Genomic DNA, 25,712 nt, shown 5'->3' on the forward strand with positions numbered 1-25,712 from the left:
CGCAGATGGAGCGGCAGGTCAGAGCGTTGTGCAAGGGGCACGCCAACGGCAAACCACCCACGCGGTTACCGCCCACAAAGATCATCCGTTACCGGATGTTACCGCCGTTACCTGAGAAGATCTTCATCTCCCCAGGTCAATCGGTCGGGACGGCCGGATTCGAACCGACGACCCCTTGACCCCCAGGCAACTGATGCGGCGCGCTGAGCTGCGCCCTCATGAGAACCTCGCTACCAAAGCTCTCCACCTGTGTCCGTGGGCGTCCACCGCCGCTCATGCCCGTCGTCACCCAGTTGGTCACTCACCCGCTGCTGCCCAGGGCGGTTCAAGCATCGCCAAGACCAACCGGTGTCGGAACCAAGCCGCTAGAGGTTGACGTCGTCTGACAGCCTCGGAGAGATGAGCACGCTCCTCGCACAACTACCGGCGCTCCTTGGCGTTTTGGTCGGAGCACTCGGCACTGTGGCAGCCACTTTTGTAGCCGACAGGGGTAGATGGAAGCGAAGCCTGAGCGTCCGGTGGGATGAGCGCCGGCTTGACGCATACGCTGAGTTCGCTAACGTCCTCAAGGAAATTCGGGCGATCTCGGTGAGGATCCTCGCCAAAGACACGGGCGTTGCACAGTGGTCAGGGATAGACCCTGCGGTAGGACTCACACGGCTAACCGACGCTGACATCCGACACACCTTGGCCTGGGAAAACATCCTGCTACTCGGTGACGCCTCGACCGTCCGCGCCGCCCAAGCTTGGCGGGACGCAATCTGGGGAATCGAACACCTCGCCCGTGGCGTCGCGAATGAAAACGAGCCGTTGCTAAATCTTCTACACCGTGCCAACGAGGCACGCGACGCCTTCTATCGCGCCGCCCGTGCAGGGCTGGGTGTCAGCGGCGGGTCGGTCGCTCAATCCGAGCTTCTGCAGCAACGCCTCAATACCACCGGAAGACTGCCTGACTCCAGCAGCCAACCAGCCACAGTCCCAGACCAGATTTGACAGCCTTTATAACGCCCCAGAATTGTCCGAACCACGACTGCCGTTCCCAAGCCCTGACCCCCAAGCGAATTGTTCGACGCCTGCGGCCGTCACTCCGTCGCAGCCGGAGTCACCTCCGAAGCGGCACCCCGAGATTTGACCATCGCTCCTGGGTCTTCGCTCGCCCAATGCTCAAGGTCCGCCCAGGTTGGCGCGAGCCGCTCTACAAAGTCGTCTGTTAGCCCAAGTGCATCGATGGCCCGTCCGGCAGCAAAGAATGTTGTTCGGGCATGTAACAGGCCGTCACACAAGGCCAAGTCCTTTAGGCTGATGAACATATCCTTACCCGTGACGGCTGAGGTGACGGGTAGGGGCCGAGCCCATGCTTCGCCCTTCGGCAGGACAACACGGCCAGCTGGACGAGGATGGCCGGCAAGAGCGCAGTGCTGACTGTATTGCGTACCGTCGAATCCACCCGCCGTGCGTAGTGCCGCCGGCCTGAATTCGTTCGACGGTTTAGCGAAGTCCCTATCGGGGGTGACAATCCATCGAGCAGCCCGTTCCGGATCGTTCGCAAAGAAGTCGAGTAGGTGAAACACCTCAAGAAGTTGCCGGTGAAGGGCAAGGCTCGAATAGTGGTTACCCTTGCATGCAAGATCGACCGCCCCGAGGATGAGTTCCCCAGCCATCTGCGTCACGATGCCGATCGCTCTCGATTGCTGAGGCTCTGATTCCTTGCTACGCAACATCGTGCCCACCGTCAGCAGGGCATCACCTGCTGCGCGCGCCAGTTCCACTCGGTCCTCAGTGGAGTATTCCGTGGCCATGGCCCCTAGGCTAAGCCACTGCCTGGGGGCCATGCCCACAGAACCCGCGCTGGTGCCATCCCGTCTGCGTCGACCAGCCCTCCCGGGGAGCGGGCCGCCGCCCGGCTCGCCGCGTAAAGCGGGTCTCGACGCAGTTTCGGACGCTGCCGGAGCGGGCTGACTCGGCTCTCGTGTCACGGACCGGTCCCCGGCGGACACCGCCACAGTGGCGCAGTTGACCCGACCTCGACTGGTACGGACCCGGCTCCCGGGGTCGGAGCTGGCCACCGGCGGCCACCCCTCCCCCTCCCAGGTGAGCAGTTGACCTGACCGTAAGTGGGCTGCGGAGCCGGCTCCTGGACGACCGGCATGCCCTCGGCGGACACCGCCCCCATGCTTGGGGCTTGCCGCGCGGACCCGGCGGTGCGTCACCTGCGCCGCGCTGCTCAAGCGCGGCGCGGCCGGCTGCGGATCTCGCCCCTCTCCGCTATTCCGGCTGCGGCGGCCCCTGGGCTTCCCGCTTTCCGCGCCAGCCGCCGGGCGTGTTGCGTGGCCGGAGTCGGAGCGCTAGCGGAGCGACGGACGCGCGCCCAGGCGGCGGCGCGTGCGGCCCGTCAAGGGCCGCCTTGAAGACGTACAGAAAGTTCTCACCACTTCGCCGGCAGCCGGCGTCCCCGCTTGGCGTATCGGCTGCTCAGGCTGCGTAGACGGCGGTGGCGTCGTCGCTGCGCTTGTTGCGTGCCCACTTCATGCAGGACGGGTCTGCGGCCTCGATGGCGCGTACCCGGCGGATCAGCTCGGTGGGGCCGTTCTGCTCCAAGACGTCGAGCACGTCGGGCCAGTCGAGCAGGCCGAACAGGGCCACTAGTCGGGCGGCTCCGTCGGTGAGCACGGCGACTCGTCGGACGCTGTCGAGCGAGACTTCTCCGGTGATGGCGTGTTGGGCGGCGAACGGGTCTGCGGCTGCAACCCAGTACCCGCCGGGCTGGTTACGGGCGGCCAGCTCGGCGTGCTTCATCCGCAACAGCGCGGCCTGCTTCTCGGCCGACCCGAACGGGTGGCGGTCGGCTTCTTCGCGTTCGGCGCGGGCGGTCTGGTCGACCCGGTCGTCCGTGATGACCTGGATGCCGTCTGCGGTGTCGATGAGCACGGTGACGTCACCGAGCACCAGGTACTCAAGCGCGGTGTCCTTGAGCCTCAGCATGGCCGTGGCCGCTGAGGGCGTGCCGGGGTGGCTGAGGTCGCAGGTGTCGCGGTGCTGGTCTGCGGTGAAACGAATGCCGTACATGAGCGCGTTGGCCAGCTCGGAGTCGCGGTCGGCGGCCAGGCCGGCAAGGGCTGAACCCAGCTTGGCGGCGTACCAGGCGATGCCGTGCGTGCATCCGGTGCCGGTGCGCGCTGTCGCGCCGTCGAGAACCACGATCAGGTTCTCGCTAGCCATAGCCCAGTCCTCGTTGGACGACTTCGGGTTGCCAGCCTCGGAGGCCGTCGCGACATACATCAGGCCACGCCCTCGGTGCGGTAGATGGGCGTCAGCGCGTCGACCTTCTTCACCGCGCGCTTGTCCGGGTCGTAGGTGCAGGCCACCAGGAGCGAGAACCGCCGGTTCTTGACCTCGCGGTACAGCTCGTCCAGGTGGTCTTCGAGGTACTGCGCGACGCCCAGGGTGCCCAAGGCGTGGATGCCGGCGAGGTACAGAAAGGTCCCACGTCCGTCCGGTCGCGGCAGCCGACCGATGTACCCGTAGTCCACCGGCTCACCCTTGTCCGACGGGGAGCGGAACTCCTCGCCGGTCTGATGGTTCACCAGGTACAGGCCGCCGTCGTCCTTGCCGAATCCCAGCTTCGGGTCAGAGGCGAGCACCTGCCCGACGAAAGGCAGAATCCGAGGGCTGCCGACCACAACCAGGTTCGTGCGGTTCAGGTCAACCATCCCCGGCGGCGGCACCACCTCGTACTCGGTCTTCAACCCGAGTCCCCGGGCGAGGTTGGACAGCTTCTCGTACGCGGCAAGCATCTCGGCGGAGACGACCGCGTACGGATCCTTCTTGCCCGCCTCGAACTTGCCACCGACAGCCACGGTGAGCGGCCCGGTACCCAGCATCGCCCGCTCGGGCCGGGGCCCAGACGACAAGAGCTGACCGACACGGGCACGGGTCATTCCGACGACCTGGGCGATCTGGGCGTGAGTCATGCCCTGCGACACCATCTCGTCCAGCGCCTCACGGCGCAGCCGCGACAGCTCGTTCACCGCCGCCTGATGCTCGTCGATCAGGTCGCTGGCCTTGCGTGCCCGTTCTCCCGGGTCCTGGATCTCGGCCAAGCCCAGTGGAGCGATCTCCACGGCCCCTCCCTGATCGGTGCGCTAGACGTTCAACGTACTTTACCTCAGAACGGGGCTTGACCCCAGCAAGGGGGCTTGCGTAACCTCAGCACACATCGATGCGCAACCCCCCTTTACAGGGGATATGGGGAGCGCAAAGAGGCCCCAGCGGGCTGCCACCCGCTGAGGCCAGGTGCATCGGCCCTCTGCGAAAGGAATCACGATGCCTGTCCAGCGTACCGTTCGTCCTGCTCATCGCGCCCCGGGCACTTCCTCGGCGTCGTCTCAAGCTCGCCTGCGTTCTGCTGTGGCGACGCTTGCTGACGCGCTGGCCCCTGATGTGGCGCTGAACCTGCCCGCAGTCCTTGATCGGGCTGCTCTGCTGGCCTGCCTGTCCGCGATCCTCTCGGACAACTCCACCTCTGTCCCTGCACCGGACACCCGTCAACCCGCCGACACCACGGCAACCGTCATCGCTCTGCCGCACACCCCGGCAGGCACGCCCGTACCCGTTGACCTCGCGGCGCTGACCGACCGCGAACTTGAGGTCATCTTTTTCTCCTCCAAGATGCGGTACAACTCCCGCCAGGTCCCCAGTCACGCCGAACTCGCGGCGGTCGTTGTCGACCAGATCAACCGCGTCGGCCTGCACACCATCAAGGAGATCGCCCGTCAGGCCCAGGAGTCCGTCAGCAACTGCCAGTGGCAGAGATGGGAAGGGCTCCTGCCGGGCTCCGAGGCCCGTCGTGACGCCGGATGGCTCGTCCACCACTTCCGGCACGGCCTGACCCGGGCCGCTCGGACGCCCGCTGGCGCTGTCGCCGCCTGGCACCACAGCCTCACCACGTCGGCTGAGGCGGTGGCCTGATGACCATCACGCCGGTCCGTCCGTCCCTGTCCCCGTCCGCTCGTCCGGAGCGGACTCCCCTCCTGCGCTTGGACAGCCTGACCAACGGTGAACTCGCCGTGACTGTCCACGCCGCCGGTATCCCGGCGAACCCCTACGCCCTGTCCGCCAGCCAGATCAGGGCCCTTGCCGTCGCCGGTATCGCCCGGCTCGGCCTGGCCGGTATCTACCGGCTCGACGCCGCATCGCGGGCGGCCAACATCGCCTACTGCGACAAGACCCGCTACGACAGCTCAGCCGACGTCCGCGCCGAAGTCGCCGTGACACGCCGGATCTGGGGCTCCTGCAAGCAGGAGCAAAAGGTCGCCGAAATGCAGCGCCGGGGCGTCGTGCACTACCACTCCGTCATCCGCCTCGACGGCGTCGACCCGGACAACCCCGACGCCGTGATCCCGCCGCCGGCCGCTCTCGGCGTTGACGACCTGGTCGCCGCCGTGCAACACGCCGCCGCCGTCGTCGCGTTCACCACCCGCCCCCACCCCGCGAACCCGGCCGGCTGGCGCATCACCTGGGGCGACCCCGGCAAGGGCCTCGACGTGCGGCCGGTCAACGCCGACGGCGACATCACCGACGGCAAGGTCGCCGGCTACCTCGCCAAGTACGCCACCAAGCGCACCGAAACTACCGGCCACGTCTCCCGCCGCCTCACCAGTGACGTCATCGACCTCTACGCCAATGAGCACGGCACCCATCCGGAACGGCTCATCGACGCCTGCTGGACCCTCGGCAGTCACCGCGACTGGCAACAGCTCCGACGCTGGGCACACATGCTCGGCTTCGGCGGCCACTTCCTCACCAAAAGCCGCCGCTACTCCGTCACCTTCCGCATCCTCCGCGACGCCCGCATCATCTGGCGACGCACCGAACACGGCCACGAATGGGCCGAGCAGCCGGAAGAGACGACCCTGATCGTCGGCCTGCTGTCCTACGCCGGCTCCGGCTGGCGCACCACCGGAGACGCACTCCTGGCCAACACCGCCGCCGCTATGGCCCGGGAGCGACACGAGATCGCACGAGAGGAACTGCTTGCCGCCGCCTGACCCGGCCACCGATCCACCGTCAAGCCCGCCTTGACGGTCAACCTGTCCCCGATGGAAGGAGCACCAACTGACCGCACCCGCCCTCGACGCACCAGCAAAGGCGCTCTACCGCATCCCGGAGGCGACGCGACTGCTCAGCCTGTCCCGGTCCGTGATCTACGAACAGATCCGCGCTGGCCGGCTGCGCACCGTCCGGCAAGGCCGCACCCGCCTCGTCCCCGCCGCCGCCATCACCGCCTACGTCGACCTGCTCCAACAGGAAGCACTGAAAGGAGGCACCCGACGACCACCCGCCGCGCCCGAGGAGAAGGCGGCCTGCACTGGGACGAGTCCCGGCAACGCTGGATCGCCACCGTCACCGTCGGCTACACCCCGGCCGGCAAGCGCATCGTGCGCAACGGCAGCGGCAAGACCAAGACCGAAGCCCGCACCAAACTGCGGGAAAAGATCCGCGACTACGAAGACGGCCTGGCGCTCGTCCAGGATGGGCAAACCGTGGCCGATGCTCTCAACGACTGGTTGACGTACGGGCTCAGCAGACAGTCAGAGAGCACCAAAGCGAACTACGCGACCCTCGCGAACTCACACATCATCAGCGAACTCGGCGCGAGAAAGATGCGGGACCTCACCGCGACCGACGTCGACCATTGGCTCATGGGCAAGGCCCAACACCTGAGCACCCGAACCCTTCGACTCATCCATTCCTTGCTGAACCGCGCGGTCAATCGGGCCATGGCGCGGGACAAGGTCAAGCGGAACGTCGTCGCGCTTTGCGCCGTCCCCAGCGGTCGAGGCGGCCGTCCCCTCGAAGTCACTGACCCTCGACCAGGCAAAGGCACTCCTGGTGGCTGCGGAGGGCAGCCCGTTGCACGCCTACATCGTGGTCTCCCTGCTTACCGGTGCCCGTACCGAGGAACTGCGGGCGCTCACCTGGGCGCATGTCGACCTCAAGGGCAAACCGGCCAACGAGTCGCCGTTGCCGCCCTCCATCCAGGCATGGCGCTCGATTCGCGCCGATGGTGACACCAAGACCAGGAAGTCGCGCCGCACCCTGGCCCTGCCGGCCCGGTGCGTCATCGCGCTCACCACCCACCACGAGGACCAGGGCCAGCCTTCCGCTGACCGCCTCGTCTTCGTCTCCGCCACCGGCACTGCCCTCGATCGGCACAACGTGCTGCGGGCATTCCGCCCTGTCGTCGCCAGAGCGGGCCTCGACCCGCGCGACTGGACACCTCGCGAGCTGCGGCACAGCTTCGTCTCGCTGCTCTCCGACAGCGGCGTGAGCATCGAACAGATCGCAGACCTCTGCGGGCACTCCGGCACGACCGTCACCGAGAGCGTCTACCGGCACCAACTACGGCCGGTACTCCTCGACGGTGCCGTGGCCATGGATAGGATCTTCAACGCTGAGGCGTAGTCACTCAGTTAGTCACCCGGACGCGAGAAGAGGGCATATCCATCGATCGGATATGCCCTCTGAGCTGCGTCGGGACGGCCGGATTCGAACCGACGACCCCTTGACCCCCAGTCAAGTGCGCTACCAAGCTGCGCCACGTCCCGCCCCCGCAAGGCTTCCCCTGCGACAGCCGGTACAGCTTAGCGCAGCACCTGCCGGTCCTCCGCACAGGCCCCACCCCGGTCGTGTGGGCCGCGAACCACCGCACACCGCCTAGAGCGTCCTAGGAGGGTGGGGTAGAGAAATGCCGGATGATCTCGAGGGACCATCCGGCATTTCTGGGGTGTGCGGGGTCAGCCGTGCGCCTTGCCTCGGCCGCCGGGGCCGAGCTTCTTGCGCGGGCGTACGGAGATCTCGATGGGGCTGCCCTCGTACCCGAACTCCTCGCGGAGCTTGCGCTCGACGAAGCGCTGGTATCCGGCGTCCAGCGGGCCGGTGGTGAAGAGCACGAACCGCGGCGGCGCCACCCCGGCCTGGGTGGCGAACAGGATGCGTGGCGCGCGTCCGCCGCGCACCGGGTGCGGGGTGGCCTGCACCAGCGCGGTGAGCCACTGGTTGAGGTGCGCGGTCGGCACCCGGGTCTCCCAGCTGGCGAGGGCCTTGTTCAGGGCCGGGGCCAGCTTGTCCACCGCGCGGCCGGTCATCGCGGACAGGTTCAGCCGGATCGCCCAGGGGATGCGGCGCAGCTCCCGGTCGATCTCCTTGTCCAGGTAGTACCGGCGGTCGGCGTCGACCAGGTCCCACTTGTTGAACGCGATGACGAGCGCCCGGCCCGCCTCGGTCACCATCGTCAGGATCCGCTGGTCCTGCTCGCTGATCGGCTCGCTGGCGTCCAGCAGCACCACGGCGACCTCGGCGGCCTCGATGGCGCCGGCGGTACGCAGGCTGGCGTAGTACTCGGTGCCGCTGGCCTTGCCGACCCGCTTGCGCAGACCGGCCGTGTCGACCAGCTGCCAGGTCTGACCGCCGATGTCGACCAGGCTGTCCACCGGGTCCACTGTGGTGCCGGCGACCGAGTCGACGACCGCCCGCTCCTCGCCGGAGAACCTGTTGAGCAGGCTGGACTTGCCCACGTTCGGCCGGCCGACGAGCGCCACCCGGCGCGGCCCGCGCGGCCGGTTCTCCACGATCTCCGGGGCCTCCGGCAGCGCGGCGAGGATGGCGTCCAACAGGTCACCGGAGCCGCGTCCGTGCAGCGCGGACACCGGGAACGGCTCGCCGAGGCCGAGCGACCACAACGAGGTGGCTTCCATTTCGATGGCGGTGTTGTCGGCCTTGTTCGCCACCAGGATCACCGGCTTGGCGCTGCGCCGCAGCATCTTCACCGCGGCCTCGTCCACGTCCGTCGAGCCCACCATCGCGTCGACCACGAAGAGGACCACGTCGGCGGTGACCACGGCCGTCTCGGCCTGCGCCGCGATGGCCGCGGCCCGGTCCTTCGCGTCCGGTTCCCAACCGCCGGTGTCCACCACGGTGAACGACCGGCCGTTCCACTGCGCGTCGTACGGCACCCGGTCCCGGGTCACGCCGGGGATGTCCTCGACGACCGCCTGCCGACGGCCGATGATCCGGTTGACCAGAGTGGACTTGCCCACGTTGGGACGACCCACCACGGCCACCACCGGCTGCGGGCCGGTCGGCTCCTCGACGGCGACGTCGGGTTCGCGCAACTCCACCCATCCACCTGGATCGCTCATGCCACGCCCCGCTCGGTGAGCAGGTCACGCAGCCGCACGACGACCTCGTCGATGCCCAGCTCGGTCGTGTCCAGCACGACGGCGTCCGGCGCCTGGGCCAACGGGTTGACCTTGCGGGTCGAGTCGAGCCGGTCCCGGCGGGCCAGGTCGGCGGCGGTGGCCGCCACGTCCGCGGCGTCCTCGGCGCTGCGCCGGGCGGCACGGGCCGCCTCGGAGGCGGTGAGGAAGACCTTCAGGTCGGCGTCCGGCGCCACGACCGAGCCGATGTCGCGGCCCTCGACCACCATCCGGCCGGCGTTGACGATCATCTCGCGTTGGCGGGCGACCAGCAGCTCACGGACCGCCGGCACCGCGGCCACGGCGGAGACCGCCCCGGTGACCTCGGCGCCGCGGATGTCCGCGTCCACGCCCACACCGTCGACGGTCACGCCGTACCCCTGGGGGTCGGTGCCGATGCGCAGGTCGACCTCGCCGGCCACCTTCGCCACCGACGCGGCGTCGGTGAGGTCCACGCCGGAGCGCAGCACGGCCCACGTGATCGCCCGGTACATCGCCCCGGTGTCCAGGTAGCGCGCGCCGATGCCGGCGGCGAGCCGCCGCGACACGGTGGACTTACCCGAACCGGACGGCCCGTCCACAGCGACCACACATCGCCCGGCCCGTACGTTTTCCTCCACCGTGTCCTCCTCAGCCCGTACCTCGCGGATCGCCCGGTGCTCTGGCGCCGCAAGCGGTTGTCAATCGTCATCAATCATGCCCGGGGTCCCTGGCGGACCCACGCGCGCCGCCGCCCGAGGCGACCCACGCCACCTCCGGCGGCCGCGTTCCGGCCGTCGCGAGCCTACCGGCAGCCGTACCCCGAACTCGGGGGTCAGTCACCCACCGCGTTGAACAGGGCGGCGACCTCGGCGTTGGTCAGCCGCCGGAGACGGCCGGTGCGCAGGTCGCCCAACCGGATCGGACCGATGGAGGTACGCACCAGACGGGTGACCGGGTGCCCGACCTCGTCCATCAACCGCCGGACGATGTGCTTGCGCCCTTCGTGCAGGCTCAGCTCCACCTGGGCGGATTTACCCAGGGTGCCCACCACCTTGAACGAGTCGACCTTGACCGGTCCGTCCTCCAGCTCCACGCCCGCGAGGAGCCGCTTGCTGAGGTTGCGCGGGATCGGCCCGACCACCTCGGCGAGGTAGGTCTTGAGCACCTCGTACGACGGGTGCATGAGCTTGTGCGCGAGGTTGCCGTCGTTGGTGAGCAGCAGCAGGCCCTCGCTGTCCGCGTCGAGCCGCCCGACGTGGTAGACCCGCTGATCCAGCCGTCTGCCGATGAAGTCGGCCAGCTCGGTGCGTCCCTTCTCGTCCGCCATGGTGGTGACCACGCCACGCGGCTTGTTCATCGCCACGTAGACGAGACGGATGTCGACCTGGAGGCGCTCCCCGTCCACGTGGATCACCGCGGTGGCCGGGTCGACCTTGTCGCCGAGCTTCGCGACGCGCCCGTCCACGGTCACCCGACGCCGGAAGATCAGGTCCTCGCAGGCACGCCGGGAGCCCACGCCGGCGGCGGCGAGCACCTTCTGCAGGCGCTCCGCCCCCTCATAGACGGGGGCGTCGGACTTCGGGGAACGGTTATCGGGTCGCATCAGCAAGCTCTTCTACGTCGTCGGGCAGGAAGGGTGCGAGAGGTGGCAGTTCGTCGACGGTGTTCAGCCCGAGCTTCTCCAGGAACAGCGTGGTGGTCCGGTAGAGGAACGCCCCGCTGTCCGGTTCGGCGCCGCACTCCTCAACGAGGCCGCGGGTGAGCAGAGTACGGATCACGCCGTCGCAGTTGACACCCCGGATGGCCGAGATCCGCGACCGGGTCACCGGCTGCTTGTACGCGACCACGGCCAGAGTCTCCAACGCCGCCTGGGTCAGCCGCACGGACTGCCCGTCCAGGACGAACCGCTCGACGTACGTAGCGTATTCCGGCCGGGTGTACAACCGCCAACCGCCCGCCGCCCGCCGCAGCTCGAACCCGTGCCCGGCGGCCGTGTAACCGGCGGCGATCTCGTCGAGCATCGGCCCGATCCGCTCGGCCGGCTGCTCCAGCACCTGCGCCAGGACCAGCTCGCTGACGGGTTCGTCCACCACCAGCAGGATCGCCTCCAGCGCGCCGCGCAGCTCGGCGTCGGGCAGGTCGGGCGCGGGCTCCGGCGCGGCCGTCACCCGCCGCCGCCCCACAAACTCCCGCCGAGGTACGCCAGCAGCCCCCTCCCCCACCTGAGCCGCACCGGCCTCGGCCACCCCGACCGCCTCACGAGGCTCAGCGGACTCGGCCCCGGCGGACTCGGCGGACTCGGCGGACTCGGCGGACTCGGCGGACTCGGCGGACTCGGCGGACTCGGCGGACTCGGCGGAGATGGTGGACGATTCCGGCCCCAGGAAGGGCGGCATGCTTCCACGATCTTCTGCGGCTACCGGCGGAACGGGGTCGGCCGCAACGGCGGCCGGCGGGGAGTCGCGTTCGACGTCGGCCGCGGAGGGCTCGTCGGCCTCGGAAGGGTCAGCGGGCGCAGCGGTTGTGGGGGCTGCTCGGCGGGGGCGTTCCCACGGCGGGACCCAGGCGGCGGCCTGGTCGGCCAGGGAGTCCCGGCGTTCCTCGTCACTCATCCCGCTCACCCTCCGTCGTTCCCGTTCCGCCCGCTCCCACGGACTCCGAGCCGGCCTCCCCCGCCGGCTCCGGCGCAGCCACGAACACCGACGCAGCCTCCCCCGCCGGCTCCGGCGCAGCCACGAACGCCGGCGGAGCCTCCCCCGCCAACCCGGGCCCATCCTCACCCGCCGGCTCCGGCTCGGCGACGAGCGCCTTCCCGGGCCCGGGCTCGCCCGCCGGCTCCGGCGCTGGGGCCGGGTCGGGGTCGGCGGGGGTGCCGGCGTACTCGTCGACGTGCAGTTCGGTCTCGCCGTCGACCGGGCCGGTCCAGCGCACGGTCAGCTCCTCCAGGGCCTGCTCCTGCACGAAGGCCACCAGGCCCTCCCGGTACAGCTCCAGCAGCGCCAGGAACCGCGCCACCACCTCCAGGGTGGCCTCGCAGTCCGCGCAGAGCAGCGAGAACGTCGCCGTGCCGGCCCGGCGCAGCCGGGAGGCGAGGATCGCCGCGTGTTCCCGGACGCTGACGCGGACCATGTGCACGTGGGCGATGGACACCTCCGGCACGGGCTTTGGGGTCATCGCCCGCACGGCCAGCTTCAGCAGTCGCTGCGGGCCGATGCCGAGCACCAGGTCGGGCAGCGCCTCGGCGTAGCGGGGCTCCAGGCTGACCGCGCGGGGATACCGCCGACCGCCGACCGCCTCCAACTCGGCGATGTGCGCCGCCGCCTCCTTGTACGCCTTGTACTGCAGGAGCCGGGCGAACAGCAGGTCGCGCGCCTCCAGCAGGGCGAGGTCCGCCTCGTCCTCCACCTCGGCGGCCGGCAGCAGCCGGGCCGCCTTGAGGTCGAGCAGGGTCGCGGCGATGAGCAGGAACTCGCTGGCCTCGTCGAGGTCCCAACTGTCGCCCATCGCGCGGATGTACGCGATGAACTCGTCGGTGACCGTGTGCAGGGCCACCTCGGTGACGTCGAGCTTGTGCTTGCCGATCAGTTGCAGCAGCAGGTCGAACGGGCCGGTGAAGTTGGCCAGCCGCACCGTGAAGCCGGTGGCAGCCGTGTCGGCCACCGGGTCGGTAGCCGGTTCGGCGGGTCGTACACCGTCGACCACTGCCGCAGCAGCGGCTTCGGGCGGGTCGAGGGGTGGCGCGGTCACCGCACGACCGTAGTCCACGACACGGACACCTGGCGTTCCGGCTACCGCTCCGACTGGGCGGCGATCACCTCACGGGCCAACTGACGGTAGTTGCGCGCCCCGGAGGACGCCGGGTCCATCGTCGTGATCGGGGCACCGGCCACGGTGGACTCGGGGAACTTCACCGTCTTGGTGATGACCGTCTGGTAGACCTTGTCGCCGAACGCCTCGACCACCCGCTGGAGCACCTGACGGCAGTGGGTGGTGCGGCTGTCGTACATGGTGGCGAGGATGCCTTCGAGTTCCAGGTCGAAGTTGAGCCGCTCGCGCACCTTGTCGATGGTGTCCAGCAGCAGCGCGACACCGCGCAGGCTGAAGAACTCGCATTCGAGGGGGATGAGCACGCCGTGCGCGACGGTCAGCGCGTTGATCGCCAGCAGGCCGAGCGAGGGCTGGCAGTCGATCAGGATGTAGTCGTACTCCTTGCGCACCGAGCGCAGCACCCGGGCGAGGGCCATCTCCCGGGCGACCTCGTTGACGAGCTGGATCTCGGCGGCGGAGAGGTCGATGTTGGCCGGCAGCAGGTGCAGACCCGCGACGTCGGTCTTGATCAGGACGTCCTCGGCTGTCACGTCGTCCTGCATGAGCAGGTTGTAGACGGACAGGTCGAGGTTGTGCGGGTTGACCCCGAGACCCACCGAGAGCGCGCCCTGCGGGTCGAAGTCGACCAGCAGCACCTTGCGGCCGTACTCAGCCAGCGCCGCGCCCAGGTTGATGGTGGTCGTGGTCTTGCCGACGCCACCCTTCTGGTTGGCCATCGCGATGATGCGCGCCGGGCCGTGCCGATCGGTGGGCATCGGCTCGGGGATCGGCTTGCGCATGGTGTAGGCCGCCGGATCCGCCGGACCCAGGTCCGCGCCGAGCGTGGCCTGCTGCTCGCGGAGCTCCGACGTCCAGGTCTCGGCACGGTCACCGTTGCCAGCCATGTCCTCGTTGCCCCCTCCCGACGACCCACCCGGCGTCGGAGCCGTCCGACGTCCTTCGCGGCGCCGCTGCGCACCCCGGTCGTGTCGCCCCAGGAGGTCCGCGCCGATGCCGACTGTACGCCACCGACCAGCAGGGCGTTCGGCACCGGCCCGGCGTGTCGAAGCCGACGACCGCCGGGGTTCAGCCGAGGGCGCGCGGGTGGGCCGTGGCGTACACCTCGCGCAGCCGCTCGACGGTGACGAGGGTGTAGACCTGGGTGGTGGTCACCGAGGCGTGGCCGAGCAACTCCTGGACCACCCGGACGTCGGCGCCGCCGTCGAGCAGGTGGGTGGCGTACGAGTGGCGCAGGATGTGCGGGGAGACCGCGGCGGCGCCCTCGACCGGCAGGCCGGCCCGCCCGGCGGCGCGACGCAGGATGGCCCAGGCGCCCTGGCGGGACAGCGCTCCGCCGCGCGCGTTCACGAAGACCGCGGGGGTTCCCTTGCCCTTGGCGGCCAGGGCGGGTCGGGCCCGGACCAGGTAGGCGCGTACCGCCTCGACGGCGTACCCGCCGATCGGCACCAGCCGCACCCGGCCGCCCTTGCCGCGTAGCAGCACGGTGCCCTCGTCGGTGTCGAGGTCGTCGATCGCGGCGCCGATCGCCTCGGAGATCCGCGCGCCGGTGCCGTACAGGAATTCCAGCAGCGCCCGGTCGCGCAGCGCGAGAGGCGCCTCCTCGCCGGTCGCGGTGATCGCACCGGCGGTCTCCAGGAGCCGGACCACGTCGTCGACTCCCAGCGCCCGGGGCAGCCGGCGCGGCGGGGTCGGCGGGCGGACGTCGCGGCTGGGGTCGGCGCCGGCCAGTCCCTCGCGCAGCGCGAAGCGGTGCAGGCCGCGGACGGCGCTGGCCGCGCGGGCGGCGGACGACACGGCCAGGGGCGGATGGTCGTCGTCGCCGGCGCGCAGTCGGGCCAGGTGCGACTCGACGACACCGGCGCCGACCGACGCGAGGTCGGCGACGCCGGCGTCGGCCAGGGTCGTGAGGTAGCGGTCCAGATCCCGGCGGTACGACGCGAGGGTGTTCGCGGACAGGCCGCGCTCGACGGTGAGGTGGTCGAGGTAGCCGCGCACGGCACGGCGCAGGGCCGGCGCGGGCTCAGCGCCCACGCCGGCCTGCTGCGTGATCCCGCTCAGACCGCCACCGCTCTAGGCCAGGACGTCGGCCAGCGGGAGCACGGTCATGCCGTGCGCCTCGGCGACCGGGCCGTAGGTGACCTGGCCGTCGTGGGTGTTGAGGCCCAACGCGAGGGCCGGGTCGTTGCGCAGCGCCTCGCGCCAGCCGTTGTTGGCCAGTTCCAGGGCGTACGGCAGGGTGACGTTGGTCAGCGCGTAAGTGCTGGTGTTCGGCACCGCGCCGGGCATGTTCGCCACGCAGTAGAAGATCGACTCGTGCACCTTGTAGACCGGGTCGGCGTGCGTGGTGGGGCGCGAGTCCTCGAAGCAGCCACCCTGGTCGATGGCGATGTCGACCAGCACGCTGCCCGGCTTCATCCGGGAGACCAGCTCGTTGGAGATCAACGTCGGGGCCTTCGCGCCGGGCACCAGCACCGCGCCGATGACCAGGTCGGCGTCGAGCACGGCCCGCTCGATCTCGTACGCGTTCGAGGCGACGGTCTGCAGGTGCCCCCGGTAGATGGCGTCGGCCTGGCGGAGCCGGGCAACGTTCTTGTCCAGCAGCAGCACCTCGGACTGCAGGCCCAGGGCGATGGCGGCGGCGTTCATGCCGGAGACGCCGGCGCCGATGACGACGGTCTTCGCCGCGTACACGCCGGAGACGCCGCCGGGCAGCACGCCGCGCCCGCCGCCGGTGCGCATCATGTAGAACGCGCCCACCTGCGGGGCGAGCCGGCCGGCCACCTCGGACATCGGGGCGAGCAGCGGCAACGACCGGTCGGGCAGCTCGACGGTCTCGTACGCGATGCCAGTGACCTTGCGGTCGATCAGCGCGTCCGTGCACTCCTTGGAGGCGGCCAGGTGCAGGTAGGTGAACAGCACCTGCCCCTCGCGCATCCGGTGGTACTCCTCGGCGATCGGCTCCTTGACCTTGAGCACCAGCTCGGCGGTGTCCCACACCTCGTCGGCGGTGGCCAGGATCGTGGCGCCCGCCGCGGCGAACTCCTCATCGGTGATGCTGGAGCCGACGCCGGCGCCGGACTCGACGAAGACCTGGTGGCCGCTGCGGGTGAACTCGTTGACGCCCGCCGGCGTGATCGCCACGCGGTACTCGTGGTTCTTGACCTCGCGTGGGATTCCGACCTTCACGATGCAGACACCTCTCTTCGGGGCTGGGTTCCCCCCGACTGCTCGGTGCCGCGACGGCCCCGTTGCCGCCACGGTCCACCGGTCCCGCCGGCGGCAGTCTAGGCGTGCCCGACCCCGCTGGAAGCCAGCACAGTGGCATCCGGTGCCCGGGTGACCTGACGGAGTGTCAGGGCGCCGAACGGGCCGGCAGTGGGACGTCACCTCAGCCGTCAGGACAGTGTTCGCCCATTATCGTCCCATCTGACGTGTGGCGGTGCGGACAGCGGGCGAGTGGATCACTAGTGTGTCCGCCCATGACCACTCCTCCTTACCAGCCGGGGTACGCCCCGGGTTACTCCGACAAGAGCAAGGTCGTCGCGGGCATCCTCGGCATCCTGCTCGGCACCTTCGGGGCCGGTCGGTTCTACACCGGACACACCAAGATCGCCGTTCTCCAGCTCGTCGTGAGCCTGGTGACCTGCGGCGTCGGCGCGCTCTGGGGCGTCATCGACGGCATCCTGATCCTGGTCAACGGCGGCACGGACGCGCAGGGCCGCCCGCTGCGCGACTGACCCGCACCGCGACATACGAAGGGGCCCCGCCGACGGCGGGGCCCCTTCGTGCGTACGCACCGATCGGGAAGGACCGGCGGCGGCGCTCAGCGCGGCAGCGGCGCCTGGGCGCGACGCAGCGCCGCGAAGCCGGTGTCCCGGGCGCGAGCGGCCGCGAGCAGCCCGGCCACCGCGGACGCGTTGGTGATCTCGCCGGCCAGGACCATGTCGACCGCCTCGTCCAGGGCCATCCGGACGATCTGCAGGTCGGCCTCCTCGTCGCGGCGCTCGTGACGCTCGGACGCCGGCACGTCGGCAAGGTCCCGGGCCAGGAACACCCGGACGATCTCGTTGGTGAACCCCGGCGAGCTGTGCAGGTCCACCAGCACGTCGACCCGCCCGGCGGTGAGATCGGCCTCCTCGGCCAGCTCCCGCAGCGCGGCGGCCGGCAGCTCCTCACCGGAGACGTCCATCAGCCCGGCCGGCAGCTCCCACAGGTGCCGGCCGACCGGATGCCGGTACTGCCGGATCAGCACCACCTGGCCGGCGTCGTCGAGGGCCACCACGGCCACCGCCCCGACGTGCCGGACGAGGTCGCGCAGCGCGGTCCCGCCGCCCGGCATGGTCACCTCCTCGGTGACCACGTCGAAGATCCGACCCCGGTAGCGCTCCTCGCGGGAGCGCACCTCGTAGCGGTGCTCAAGGTCGCTCACGAGGCCGACGCGGCCTTCGTCGCGGCGCCGTTGCGGGCGGCCTTGCGCGTCGACGGGGCCTCCGACGCCGCCTCCAGGTCGACCGGCAACTGGTCGGCCTGCGAGTACGTCACGGCGGCCTTGACGAACGACGCGAACAGCGGGTGCGGGCGGGTGGGACGGCTCTTCAGCTCCGGATGCGCCTGCGTGGCCACGAAGAACGGGTGCAGATCCCGGTCCAGCTCGACGAACTCGACCAGCCGGCCGTCCGGGGAGGTGCCGGAGATGTGCAGGCCCGCCTTGGTCAGCGCGTCCCGGTAGGCGTTGTTGACCTCGTAGCGGTGCCGGTGCCGCTCGCTGATGTCGGTGCTGCCGTACGCCTCGGCGACGATCGAGCCCTCGGTCAGCGTCGCCGGGTACGCCCCGAGCCGCATGGTGCCGCCCAGATCGCCCTTGCCGGCGACGATGTCCTCCTGGTCGGCCATCGTGGCGATGACCGGGTGCGCGGCCTGCTCGTCGAACTCCAGCGAGTTGGCGCCGTCCAGGCCGGCCAGGTGCCGGGCCACGTCGATCGTCATGCACTGCAGGCCGAGGCAGAGGCCAAGCAGGGGGATGCCGTTCTCCCGGGCGTACCGGGCCGTGCCGATCTTGCCCTCGATGCCACGGACGCCGAACCCGCCCGGGATGAGGATGCCGTCCACGCCGGCCAGGGCCGCCGCCGCGCCGGCCGGGGTGACGCACTCGTCGCTGGGCACCCAGCGCAGCTGCACCCGCGCCCGGTGACCGAAACCGGCCGCCCGGATCGCCTCGCTCACCGACAGGTACGCGTCCGGCAGGTCGACGTACTTGCCGACCACCGCGACGGTGACCGTGTGCCGGGGGCGGTGCACCCGCTCCAGCAGGTCGTCCCAGCTCGCCCAGTCCACGTCCCGGAACGACAGCCCGAGCCGGCGCACCACGTACGCGTCGAGCCCCTCGCGGTGCAGCACCTTCGGGATGTCGTAGATGCTCGGGGCGTCCGGCGCCGCGACCACCGCCTCGGCGTCGACGTCGCAGTACAGCGACAGCTTCTCCTTGAGCTTCACCGGGATCTCCCGGTCGCAGCGCAGCACGATGGCGTCCGGCTGGATACCGATGTTGCGCAGCTGCGCCACGGAGTGCTGGGTCGGCTTGGTCTTCAGCTCGCCCGACGGCGCCAGGTACGGCACCAGCGACACGTGCAGGTAGAAGCAGTTGTCGCGGCCCAGGTCGTGGCGGACCTGGCGGATCGCCTCCAGGAACGGCAGCGACTCGATGTCGCCGACGGTGCCGCCGACCTCGGTGATGACCACGTCGGGCAGGACGCCGTCGTCGTCCGGGTCGGCCATCGCCAGGATCCGCGACTTGATCTCGTTGGTGATGTGCGGGATCACCTGGACGGTGTCGCCCAGGTACTCCCCCCGGCGCTCCTTGGCGATCACGTCGGAGTAGATCTGGCCGGTGGTGACGTTCGCCTTGCCGGACAGGGCCCGGTCCAGGAAACGCTCGTAGTGCCCGACGTCGAGGTCGGTCTCGGCGCCGTCCTCGGTGACGAAGACCTCGCCGTGCTGGAACGGGTTCATCGTCCCGGGGTCGACGTTCAGGTAGGGGTCGAGCTTCTGCATCACCACACGCAGCCCGCGCGCGGTCAACAGGTTGCCGAGGCTGGAGGCGGTGAGGCCCTTACCCAGCGAGGAGGCGACGCCCCCGGTGACGAAAATGTGCCTGGTCGTCCGTGCTGATGGGGCCAAGGCCTGCTCCCGTGTCGTCTGTCGCGGTCATGCAGACCGCCGTGCTCGATCAGCAAAGTGATCACGCGATCCACGGGATTCCACGGTAACACCTCTGCGGCGGGTACTCGCAGGCCGCACCCCGGGTGCGACAGGAGCGGGCCACCGGGACGACGCCCGACGGTCAGGAGGCGGCAACCTCGGTCGATGGCCGGGTGGCCGGCGCGGCCGAGGTGTCCGCCGGCATGTCCACCTGGGTATCCGCCGGTCGTCGCTGCGCCGGCGCGGAGGGTGTCCCGGTCGCCGCGTCCGCGGCCGGACGCTCCGGCGGCGACTGCGCGGGCTTGTCGACCACCTCGGGGCCCACCGGCGCGTCGACCGCCCCGGGGCCCACCGGCCCGTCCGGGCCCGCGGGCAGCACGACCGCTCGTGGGGGCGCGGCGGGCGGGCCGCCGATCGGCCGGGGATGACCCGCGCCCAGCGGTCCACCGCCACCGGTCGGACCGTCGCCCCCGCCGGCCGGCCCGTCGCCCCCGCCTGCGGGCCCGTCGCCACCGGAGCCCGAGTCGTCGTCGGCCCCGTTCTCCCGGGCACGGCCCGTGCCCGGGCGGGTCCGGTCGGCGGCATGTCCGAGGACCCGCAGCGACGCCAACGCCGCCATCGGCACCACCAGGGCCGCCGCCGCCCCCGCCACGTCCAGCGCCGCGCCGTCGAGTACGCCGCCCAGCACCGCCGCGACCGCCGTGCCGCCCAGCGCGGCGCGGATCGCCGGGTAGATGCCGAACAGCCGCATCAGCCCGCCCCACGGTTGCAGCAGGGCGAACCACACCAGCAGCCCACCGGCCAGCGCCAGCACGGTCAACGGGCTGTTCACCAACGTCTCGAAGTTCGCCGTGCTGGACCGGTGCACGGTGAACCCGCCGGTGCCGTCCGCGACCGCGGACAGGAACCGGCCCAGACTCCCCCGCTCCGCCGCCGGGCGCCGCAGGTCCACCACGGCGAAGCCGATACCGACCGCCAGGGCGGCCATGGTGGCCCACGCCAGTCGGGTGATGGTGAGCCAGCCGCCCGCGCTGATCGCCGCGGCCACACTCAGCCCGGCCGTCAGCGCGATGGCGCCGACCGGGTCGGCGCCCAGGTACGGGCTGCCGACCACCACCACGGCGAGACCGCCCACGGCGACCATCACCGCGGGCCGCCAGCGGCGGTGCACCCGCTGGGCGAACCACCCGCCGGTCACCAGCGCGCTGGCGAGGAACACGCCCAGCCCGACAGTGCTCAGCCCGGCGTACCGGCCACCCTGCAACGCCGAGTAGCCGACCACGCTGTTGAGCTGCAGGCTCGACCCGGTGAGCACGTCCAGCCCGACGACAAGTGTCGTGAGGCCGGCCACCGCGCCGAACGGGCCGAGCGTGTTCGCGTACCCGGGGGCGAACCGGACCGCCGCGGTGCCACCCGCGACCAGCAGCGCGGTGACCACGGCGAAGATCCATCCCGGGTGCTCGCCCCGCCACCAGGGGACGGCGTCGGCGAGCAGCGCGGCCGGAACGGTCAACGCCGCCGCCACCAGCAACAACTCCACCACCGCCACGACGCGGGCGGAGACCGGGGTCGGGCCGGCCGGACCGGCGTGCGGTCGGGCCCGGCGCAGCAACGGCAGCACCGCCAGCGCCAGCAGCACCTGAAGCCCGGCGAGCAGGGCGAAGAACCGGCCGGAGACGGCCCGCTGGGCGATCGCCTCCCGGTCGGCGTTCGCCGGCGCGTTGATCGCCTCGGTCAGGTCGGACGGTCGACCGCCGGTGCTGACCGCCGGCCGGCCGAGGAACAACCGCTCCGGCATCGGCCGACCCAGCGCGGCAAGCGCCGTCGGCGCGAGGTCGACAAGTTGCAGGTAGCCGTCGCGGCCGGTGCTGGCCGAGGTGAGCCAACCCCGCTCCCAGCCCGGCCCGTCAGCGACCACCACGTGCAGCCGCGACGGCTGCTCGGTGTCGGAGATTCCGGCCACCAGCACCAGCGACCGGTCCGGCCGCGCGGCCAGGACCCGGGCCAGCTGGGCGTCGGCCGCCCGCGCCTGCTCGGCACGCGCCGCCGGGTCGGTCCCCTCGACCGTGCCGAGGTCGACGATGCTCAGCACGCACGAGCCGAGCAGCCGGCGCGGATCGGCCGGCAGACCCGCGGCGTACCTGTCGACCCGGCCGAACGGGCGGGCGGCGGCCACTGCCGCGCCCGGACCCACGGCGACCGAGCAGCGCACCGACTCCGACAGCGACCCGGGCATGGTGCCCCAGGGCAGCCGCTGCTGGTTGTACTGGACCACGCTCTCCTGATCGGGCAGGTTCGCGCCGATCCCGTCCGGTTGCTCCACTGTCACGCCGGCGGGCGGGCAGCCGCCGTCGGGCCGGGTGCCGTTCCACGCGGCGAAGCTGCCCGCGCCGAGGGTCAGCCACCCGTCGACCGGGCAGGTGGGCCGGTGCGCGGACCGCACCGACAGGGAGCCGATCGAGCCGTCCCGGGCCATCCGCCACAGCGTCGGTGTGCTCTGCTGGTCGACGTCCTCCCAGCGCAGCCCGGCGATCCCGGCGAGCACCACGAAGTCGGCGGTGCGCTGCGGGGTGCCCTGCGGCGGCCGGGCGGCCAGCGCGGTCACGCCCAGCACCACCACGAGCACGGTCAGCAGGGCGGGAGCGAGTCGACGCACCATCACCGGTGTCCCGTCATCGGCGCGTCAGAGCCGGGGGCGGCCGGAGGAGTCCCACGGGCGGCCAGCTCGGCGTAGAGGGCCGCCAGCACGGCCACCGTGTCCGCCTCGGTGGGCCACGTCGCCGCCCGCTCGGCGCCGCGCCGACCCAGCTCGGCCCGGGCCTCCGGATCGTCCAACAGCGCGCGCACCGCCGCGTCGACCGCGTCCACGTCGCCTGCGGGGACCAGCTCGGCGGCGTCGCCGACCAGCTCCGGCAGGCCACCCACAGCGGTCGCCACCAGCGGCACACCGGCCCGCATCGCCTCCTGGGCGAACAACTGCCGGGCCTCCCAGTCGCTGGTGACCACCGCGAGATCGGCGCCGGCGAGCAGGTCGGCAACGTCGGTGCGGTGCCCCAGCAGGGTCACCGGGGCCCGGGCGGCGGAGGTCCGCGCGGCGAGCGGCAGGTACGCCGGGCCGCTCCCGGCGATCACGACGACCGGCGGCGGGGTACGCGTACGCCAGCGGGCGGCCGCGTCGATCAGCACGTCGTAGCGCTTCTGCGGGTGCAGCCGCCCCACCGAGACGAGCAACGGCTGCTCCGGCCGTACGCCGAACTCGGCGCGCACGGCGGCGCGGCGTCGACGGGGTGCGGGCAGCGTCGGGGCGGCGACCGGGGCGAGTCGGGCGTCGGCGGCGCCCAGCGCTGCGGCCCGCTCGACCAGGTCGGTGGAGGCGCCGAGAGCCACCCGGGCGCCCCGGGCGACCACCCGCTCGACGAACCGCGAGACCCCGCCGCGCAGGCCGCCCGCGAGGACCGCGTTGTGCCAGGTCACGACCAGCGGGGCGGACGGACGGGCCAGCACGGCCACGAGACCGGCGCGCAGGCCGTGCGCGTGCACCACGTCGACCCGGGCCGCGGCGAGCGCCCGCCGCAGGGCGAGCACCGCCCGCGCGTCGGCGGGGGTCGGGCTGGCCGGGATCTCCACCGGTTCGAAACGCGCGCCGACGCCGGTGAAGTCGAACTGCTCCTGCGTGGCCGCCGGCCCGCACACCAGCACCGTGGCCCCGGCGGCGACGAGCCCGCGCGCCACCGAGCGGACGTGCTGGCCGACCCCACCGGTGCTGGACGCCAGCAGCAGCGCCACGGAGCCCGACCAGCCGGCGGGCAGGCTGCTTCCGGTCATCGCGACCACCGCCGGTTCCCGTTGACAACGCTCACCGAACCGCCGTCTCCTTCCCGTCGCCCCGCTCCGGGGGGACCGCGCCCGGCGTCGACGTGCCGGCCCCGCCTCGCGGCCCTCGCCGGCCGAGGCGGCGGACCACCCCGGTCAGTAGCGGCCGCACGTCCCGCCGGTCGACGAACCAGACCACGACGAGGAACACGACACCGACCAGAACCCCGGACAGCATGCCCTGACCGAGTGCCGCGGCCGTCGTCGGGGTGCCGCCGTCCAGCCCGTCGAGCCAGCGGCTCACGCCCAGTCCGGCGAGCGCGGCGAGCAGCCCGGCGAGGCCACCGGCCGCCCCGGCGCGCGCCGCGCCGGCCAGCGCCGGCCGGCCGGCGCTGCGCAGCACCGCGCTGACGAGCAACACGCCGAGCACCACCATGCCCACCGAGTTGGCGGACGTCACGGCGAGCACCCGGTCGGTCAACGGCAGGATCGCGCCGAGCAGCAGCACGACGGGCGGCACCACCAGGAAGCCGACGGCGGTCGCGGCGGTCGCCGCCCGGGTCTCCCCGCACGCGTAGAGCGCCCGGGTGAGGATCGCGAAGAGGCCGTAGCCGACCAGGCCCGGGGCGTAGCCGATGATCGCGGCGGCGGCGGTCGGCGCGGTGGACGCGGGGAAGAAGAAGTGCCCGACCGGCCCGGCGGTCCCGACCAGCGCGGCCGCGCCGAGGCAGCTGAACAGCAGCACCCCGCGTACGGCCGGGGCCAGGGTCGCCCGGTAACCGTCCTCGTTCCCGGCCGACCGCGCGGCCGCGAGCGTCGGATAGGCCGCGACGGCCAGCGGCACCGCGAGCACCGACCACGGCAGCAGGTAGACGGTCTGCGCCAGGTTGTAGACGCCCGGATTGCTGCGCGCGCCCGCGGTGACCTGGTTCAGGCTGACGATCAGGGCGATCTGCTGCGTGGTGACGGTGACCGCGCCCGCCACCGCCAACCCGCCGACCCGGGCCCGCGCGTCGGCGGGGAACCCGAACCCGGGCCGCAACCCCAGGCGCAGCCGCCGCACCGGGATGAGCAGCGACAGCGACAGCGTCACCACGCCCAGTGTGGTGCCGGCGGAGAGCAGCAACTCGCCGCCGGAGCTCACCCCGGCGACCGTGGCGTACCGGCCCTGGGTGGCGGTGAACCCCAGGTAGACGACGATCACGGTGAGGCTGGACAGCAGCGGGGCGAGCACCGGCCAGGCGAAGCGCCGGTGCGCCTGGAGCACCCCGGTGAGCACGATGCCGACGCCGTACAGCGGCAACTGCGGCGCGAAGACCCGCAGCATCCGTACGCCGCTCTGCTGCTGGGCGTCGGTCAGATGCTGGCCCAGCGACTCGACCACCGGGCCGGCGAAGAGCACCACGACCAGCGCGAGCGGCACCAGCAGGGCCAGCGTCCAGGTCAGCAGCGCGCCGGTGGTCCGGGCGACAGTCGTACGGTCACCGGCCTCCACAGCCCCGGCCAGCAGCGGTACGACGAGGCTGGCCAGCGCGCCACCGGCGACGATCTCGAAGATGAAGTTCGGCACCGCGTTGGCCACCACGTAGGCGCCGCCCAGGTCGGTCGGGGCGAGGCTCCAGGTGAACACCGCGGTACGGCCGAAGCCGGCGAGCCGGCTGAGCACGGTGAGGACGGCGATGAGCGCGGCTGCCCCGGCCAGCCGGCCGGCGCCGGCGAGGGGTGCCGGTCTGGTCACGTCAGTCGGCGCGTCGGCCCAGTGCGTCGAGCTGCCGCAGGCCCGGGGTGCGCTGGATCACCGCCGTGAAGCTGACCTTCTCGCTGGCGGCGGTGAGCCCGGCGAGCACGGCCAGCAGACCGGCCCGGCCGAGCGGGCCGCTGCGGGCGGCGAGCGCGACGCCGAGCAGGGCGCCGAGCGCGTTCGCGCCGCTGTCGCCGAGCATGACGTCCTCGGACAGGTCGTCGGGGAGCAGGCCGGCGGCGGCGCCGGCCGCGCCGGCGGCGATCCCGCCGTGCGGGCCACCGGCCAGCGGCACGCCCAGCAGCAGGCCGGACTTGATGGCCCGGCCGGGCCGCAGGTCGAGCAGGTTGAGCAGGTTGGCGGTGCCGGCGATCACGCCGGCGCCGAGCACCACGTCGACCCCCCGGCCGACGGCGCCGTGCCGCTGCCGGCGCGGGTGCGCGGCGACCCGCGGGTCGGCGGCGAGCAGCGCGGCCGCGCCCAGCCCGGCGGCGCCCACCCCGGCGATCTTGACCAGCCCGGCGGTGACCCGGCCCTCGCGCAGCGCGGCGAGGTGCCCGGCGAAGCCCTTGGCCGCCTTCTGCTCAGGACGTGCGCCGACCACGTCGTCGTAGAGCCCGACACCGCCGGCGCCGAGACCGGCGACCAGGGCGGCGCCACCGGAGGCGGCGCTGGTGGCGCCGAAGACGCCCGCAGCTGTCGCACCGGCGGCGAGCGCCGGCCCGGCCGCCAGGGTCACCGTCCGGCCCCGGAAGTTGGTGCGTTGCAGCGCCGGCCCCACGGGGGCGGTCCGCACCTCGCGCAGGGCGTACCGGGCGGCGGCGGCACCGGCCCCGGCGATCAGCAGCCGGCCCAGCATCCTCACTCCGCCACCTCGCTCAGGCACGGGGTCG

The 25,712-nt window shown here is 71.8% G+C and carries 20 protein-coding genes, 1 tRNA gene and 3 pseudogenes; 6 read left to right on the plus strand and 18 right to left on the minus strand.

Annotation, left to right across the window (positions count from 1 at the left end):
* The first annotated feature begins 399 nt into the window (after nt 1-399).
* Entirely contained in the window at nt 400-993 is a 594-nt protein-coding gene (locus tag ACLQ27_RS25710; RefSeq protein ID WP_425869061.1) for a hypothetical protein, read from the plus strand.
* Nucleotides 994-1,082: 89 nt separating this feature from the next.
* On the opposite strand, the gene ACLQ27_RS25715 is transcribed toward ACLQ27_RS25710, so the two are convergent.
* The 3 genes from ACLQ27_RS25715 to ACLQ27_RS25725 all read right to left on the minus strand — a co-directional run bounded on the left by ACLQ27_RS25715 (nt 1,083) and on the right by ACLQ27_RS25725 (nt 4,121).
* Nucleotides 1,083-1,799 (minus strand): hypothetical protein, encoded by a 717-nt coding sequence (locus ACLQ27_RS25715; protein ID WP_425869063.1) that lies wholly within the window; start codon nt 1,797-1,799, stop codon nt 1,083-1,085.
* 673 nt (nt 1,800-2,472) lie between these two features.
* Nucleotides 2,473-3,219: a hypothetical protein gene (locus ACLQ27_RS25720; RefSeq protein WP_425869065.1), complete on the minus strand. Its 747-nt coding sequence runs from the start codon at nt 3,217-3,219 to the stop codon at nt 2,473-2,475.
* A 59-nt stretch (nt 3,220-3,278) separates the two neighbouring features.
* Entirely contained in the window at nt 3,279-4,121 is an 843-nt protein-coding gene (locus ACLQ27_RS25725) for a sigma-70 family RNA polymerase sigma factor (RefSeq protein ID WP_425869067.1), read from the minus strand.
* 286 nt (nt 4,122-4,407) lie between these two features.
* On the opposite strand from ACLQ27_RS25725, the gene ACLQ27_RS25730 reads away from it, so the two are divergent.
* The 4 genes and pseudogenes from ACLQ27_RS25730 (at nt 4,408) to ACLQ27_RS25745 (ending at nt 7,464) form a co-directional block, all read left to right on the plus strand.
* On the plus strand, nt 4,408-4,968 hold the full coding sequence (locus ACLQ27_RS25730; protein WP_425869069.1) for a hypothetical protein: 561 nt from the start codon (nt 4,408-4,410) through the stop codon (nt 4,966-4,968).
* Nucleotides 4,969-5,306: 338 nt separating this feature from the next.
* Nucleotides 5,307-6,047, plus strand: a pseudogene (locus tag ACLQ27_RS25735) (replication initiator); the annotation flags it as partial.
* A 67-nt stretch (nt 6,048-6,114) separates the two neighbouring features.
* A pseudogene (locus ACLQ27_RS25740) lies at nt 6,115-6,330 on the plus strand (helix-turn-helix domain-containing protein); the annotation flags it as partial.
* Between the two features lie 32 nt (nt 6,331-6,362).
* Nucleotides 6,363-7,464, plus strand: a pseudogene (locus tag ACLQ27_RS25745) (site-specific integrase).
* Nucleotides 7,465-7,533: 69 nt separating this feature from the next.
* On the opposite strand, the gene ACLQ27_RS25750 reads toward ACLQ27_RS25745, so the two are convergent.
* The 9 genes from ACLQ27_RS25750 to ald all read right to left on the minus strand — a co-directional run bounded on the left by ACLQ27_RS25750 (nt 7,534) and on the right by ald (nt 16,253).
* Nucleotides 7,534-7,607 (minus strand) — tRNA-Pro (locus tag ACLQ27_RS25750).
* A gap of 189 nt (nt 7,608-7,796) precedes the next feature.
* The gene (gene der, locus ACLQ27_RS25755; RefSeq protein WP_234581856.1) at nt 7,797-9,200 is read right to left on the minus strand and encodes a ribosome biogenesis GTPase Der; all 1,404 of its coding nucleotides are present in this window, start codon (nt 9,198-9,200) and stop codon (nt 7,797-7,799) included.
* Nucleotides 9,197-9,877, minus strand: coding sequence for a (d)CMP kinase (gene cmk / locus ACLQ27_RS25760; RefSeq protein ID WP_425869071.1), 681 nt, complete (start codon nt 9,875-9,877; stop codon nt 9,197-9,199). The genes der and cmk overlap by 4 nt, the downstream gene beginning before the upstream one ends.
* 194 nt (nt 9,878-10,071) lie before the next feature.
* Nucleotides 10,072-10,842: a pseudouridine synthase gene (locus ACLQ27_RS25765; RefSeq protein ID WP_234581858.1), complete on the minus strand. Its 771-nt coding sequence runs from the start codon at nt 10,840-10,842 to the stop codon at nt 10,072-10,074.
* On the minus strand, nt 10,829-11,851 hold the full coding sequence (scpB, locus tag ACLQ27_RS25770) for an SMC-Scp complex subunit ScpB (protein WP_425869073.1): 1,023 nt from the start codon (nt 11,849-11,851) through the stop codon (nt 10,829-10,831). Before scpB ends, ACLQ27_RS25765 begins: the two co-directional genes overlap by 14 nt.
* The gene (locus ACLQ27_RS25775) at nt 11,844-12,986 is read right to left on the minus strand and encodes a segregation and condensation protein A (RefSeq protein WP_425869075.1); all 1,143 of its coding nucleotides are present in this window, start codon (nt 12,984-12,986) and stop codon (nt 11,844-11,846) included. The genes scpB and ACLQ27_RS25775 overlap by 8 nt, the downstream gene beginning before the upstream one ends.
* Before the next feature lie 41 nt (nt 12,987-13,027).
* Entirely contained in the window at nt 13,028-13,951 is a 924-nt protein-coding gene (locus tag ACLQ27_RS25780; RefSeq protein WP_088990243.1) for a ParA family protein, read from the minus strand.
* A gap of 181 nt (nt 13,952-14,132) precedes the next feature.
* Entirely contained in the window at nt 14,133-15,098 is a 966-nt protein-coding gene (locus ACLQ27_RS25785; protein ID WP_425869077.1) for a site-specific tyrosine recombinase XerD, read from the minus strand.
* Nucleotides 15,099-15,137: 39 nt separating this feature from the next.
* On the minus strand, nt 15,138-16,253 hold the full coding sequence (gene ald / locus ACLQ27_RS25790) for an alanine dehydrogenase (protein ID WP_234581862.1): 1,116 nt from the start codon (nt 16,251-16,253) through the stop codon (nt 15,138-15,140).
* A gap of 245 nt (nt 16,254-16,498) precedes the next feature.
* Between ald and ACLQ27_RS25795 the strand changes: the two genes are divergently transcribed.
* Nucleotides 16,499-16,804, plus strand: a complete 306-nt coding sequence (locus ACLQ27_RS25795) for a TM2 domain-containing protein (RefSeq protein WP_425869079.1) — start codon at nt 16,499-16,501, stop codon at nt 16,802-16,804.
* A gap of 86 nt (nt 16,805-16,890) precedes the next feature.
* Here ACLQ27_RS25795 and ACLQ27_RS25800 read toward each other — a convergent pair whose 3' ends face one another.
* The 6 genes from ACLQ27_RS25800 to ACLQ27_RS25825 all read right to left on the minus strand — a co-directional run bounded on the left by ACLQ27_RS25800 (nt 16,891) and on the right by ACLQ27_RS25825 (nt 25,684).
* On the minus strand, nt 16,891-17,496 hold the full coding sequence (locus ACLQ27_RS25800) for an NUDIX domain-containing protein (RefSeq protein WP_234581863.1): 606 nt from the start codon (nt 17,494-17,496) through the stop codon (nt 16,891-16,893).
* On the minus strand, nt 17,493-19,244 hold the full coding sequence (locus tag ACLQ27_RS25805) for a CTP synthase (protein WP_234581864.1): 1,752 nt from the start codon (nt 19,242-19,244) through the stop codon (nt 17,493-17,495). Before ACLQ27_RS25805 ends, ACLQ27_RS25800 begins: the two co-directional genes overlap by 4 nt.
* 163 nt (nt 19,245-19,407) lie before the next feature.
* Nucleotides 19,408-21,924 (minus strand): hypothetical protein, encoded by a 2,517-nt coding sequence (locus tag ACLQ27_RS25810; RefSeq protein WP_425869081.1) that lies wholly within the window; start codon nt 21,922-21,924, stop codon nt 19,408-19,410.
* Nucleotides 21,924-23,090 carry a glycosyltransferase family 4 protein gene (locus tag ACLQ27_RS25815; protein WP_357489264.1) on the minus strand — a complete coding sequence of 389 codons (1,167 nt, stop codon included), beginning with the start codon at nt 23,088-23,090 and terminating at the stop codon, nt 21,924-21,926. The genes ACLQ27_RS25810 and ACLQ27_RS25815 overlap by 1 nt, the downstream gene beginning before the upstream one ends.
* A 31-nt stretch (nt 23,091-23,121) precedes the next feature.
* Nucleotides 23,122-24,816: a murein biosynthesis integral membrane protein MurJ gene (gene murJ, locus ACLQ27_RS25820; RefSeq protein WP_425869083.1), complete on the minus strand. Its 1,695-nt coding sequence runs from the start codon at nt 24,814-24,816 to the stop codon at nt 23,122-23,124.
* A gap of 1 nt (nt 24,817) precedes the next feature.
* Complete coding sequence (locus tag ACLQ27_RS25825) at nt 24,818-25,684, minus strand: hypothetical protein (RefSeq protein WP_357489259.1); 867 nt, start codon at nt 25,682-25,684, stop codon at nt 24,818-24,820.
* Between the last annotated feature and the right edge of the window lie 28 nt (nt 25,685-25,712).

This window comes from Micromonospora sp. DT63, from assembly GCF_049841615.1.
In the GTDB taxonomy this organism is placed as follows: Bacteria; Actinomycetota; Actinomycetes; order Mycobacteriales; family Micromonosporaceae; genus Micromonospora.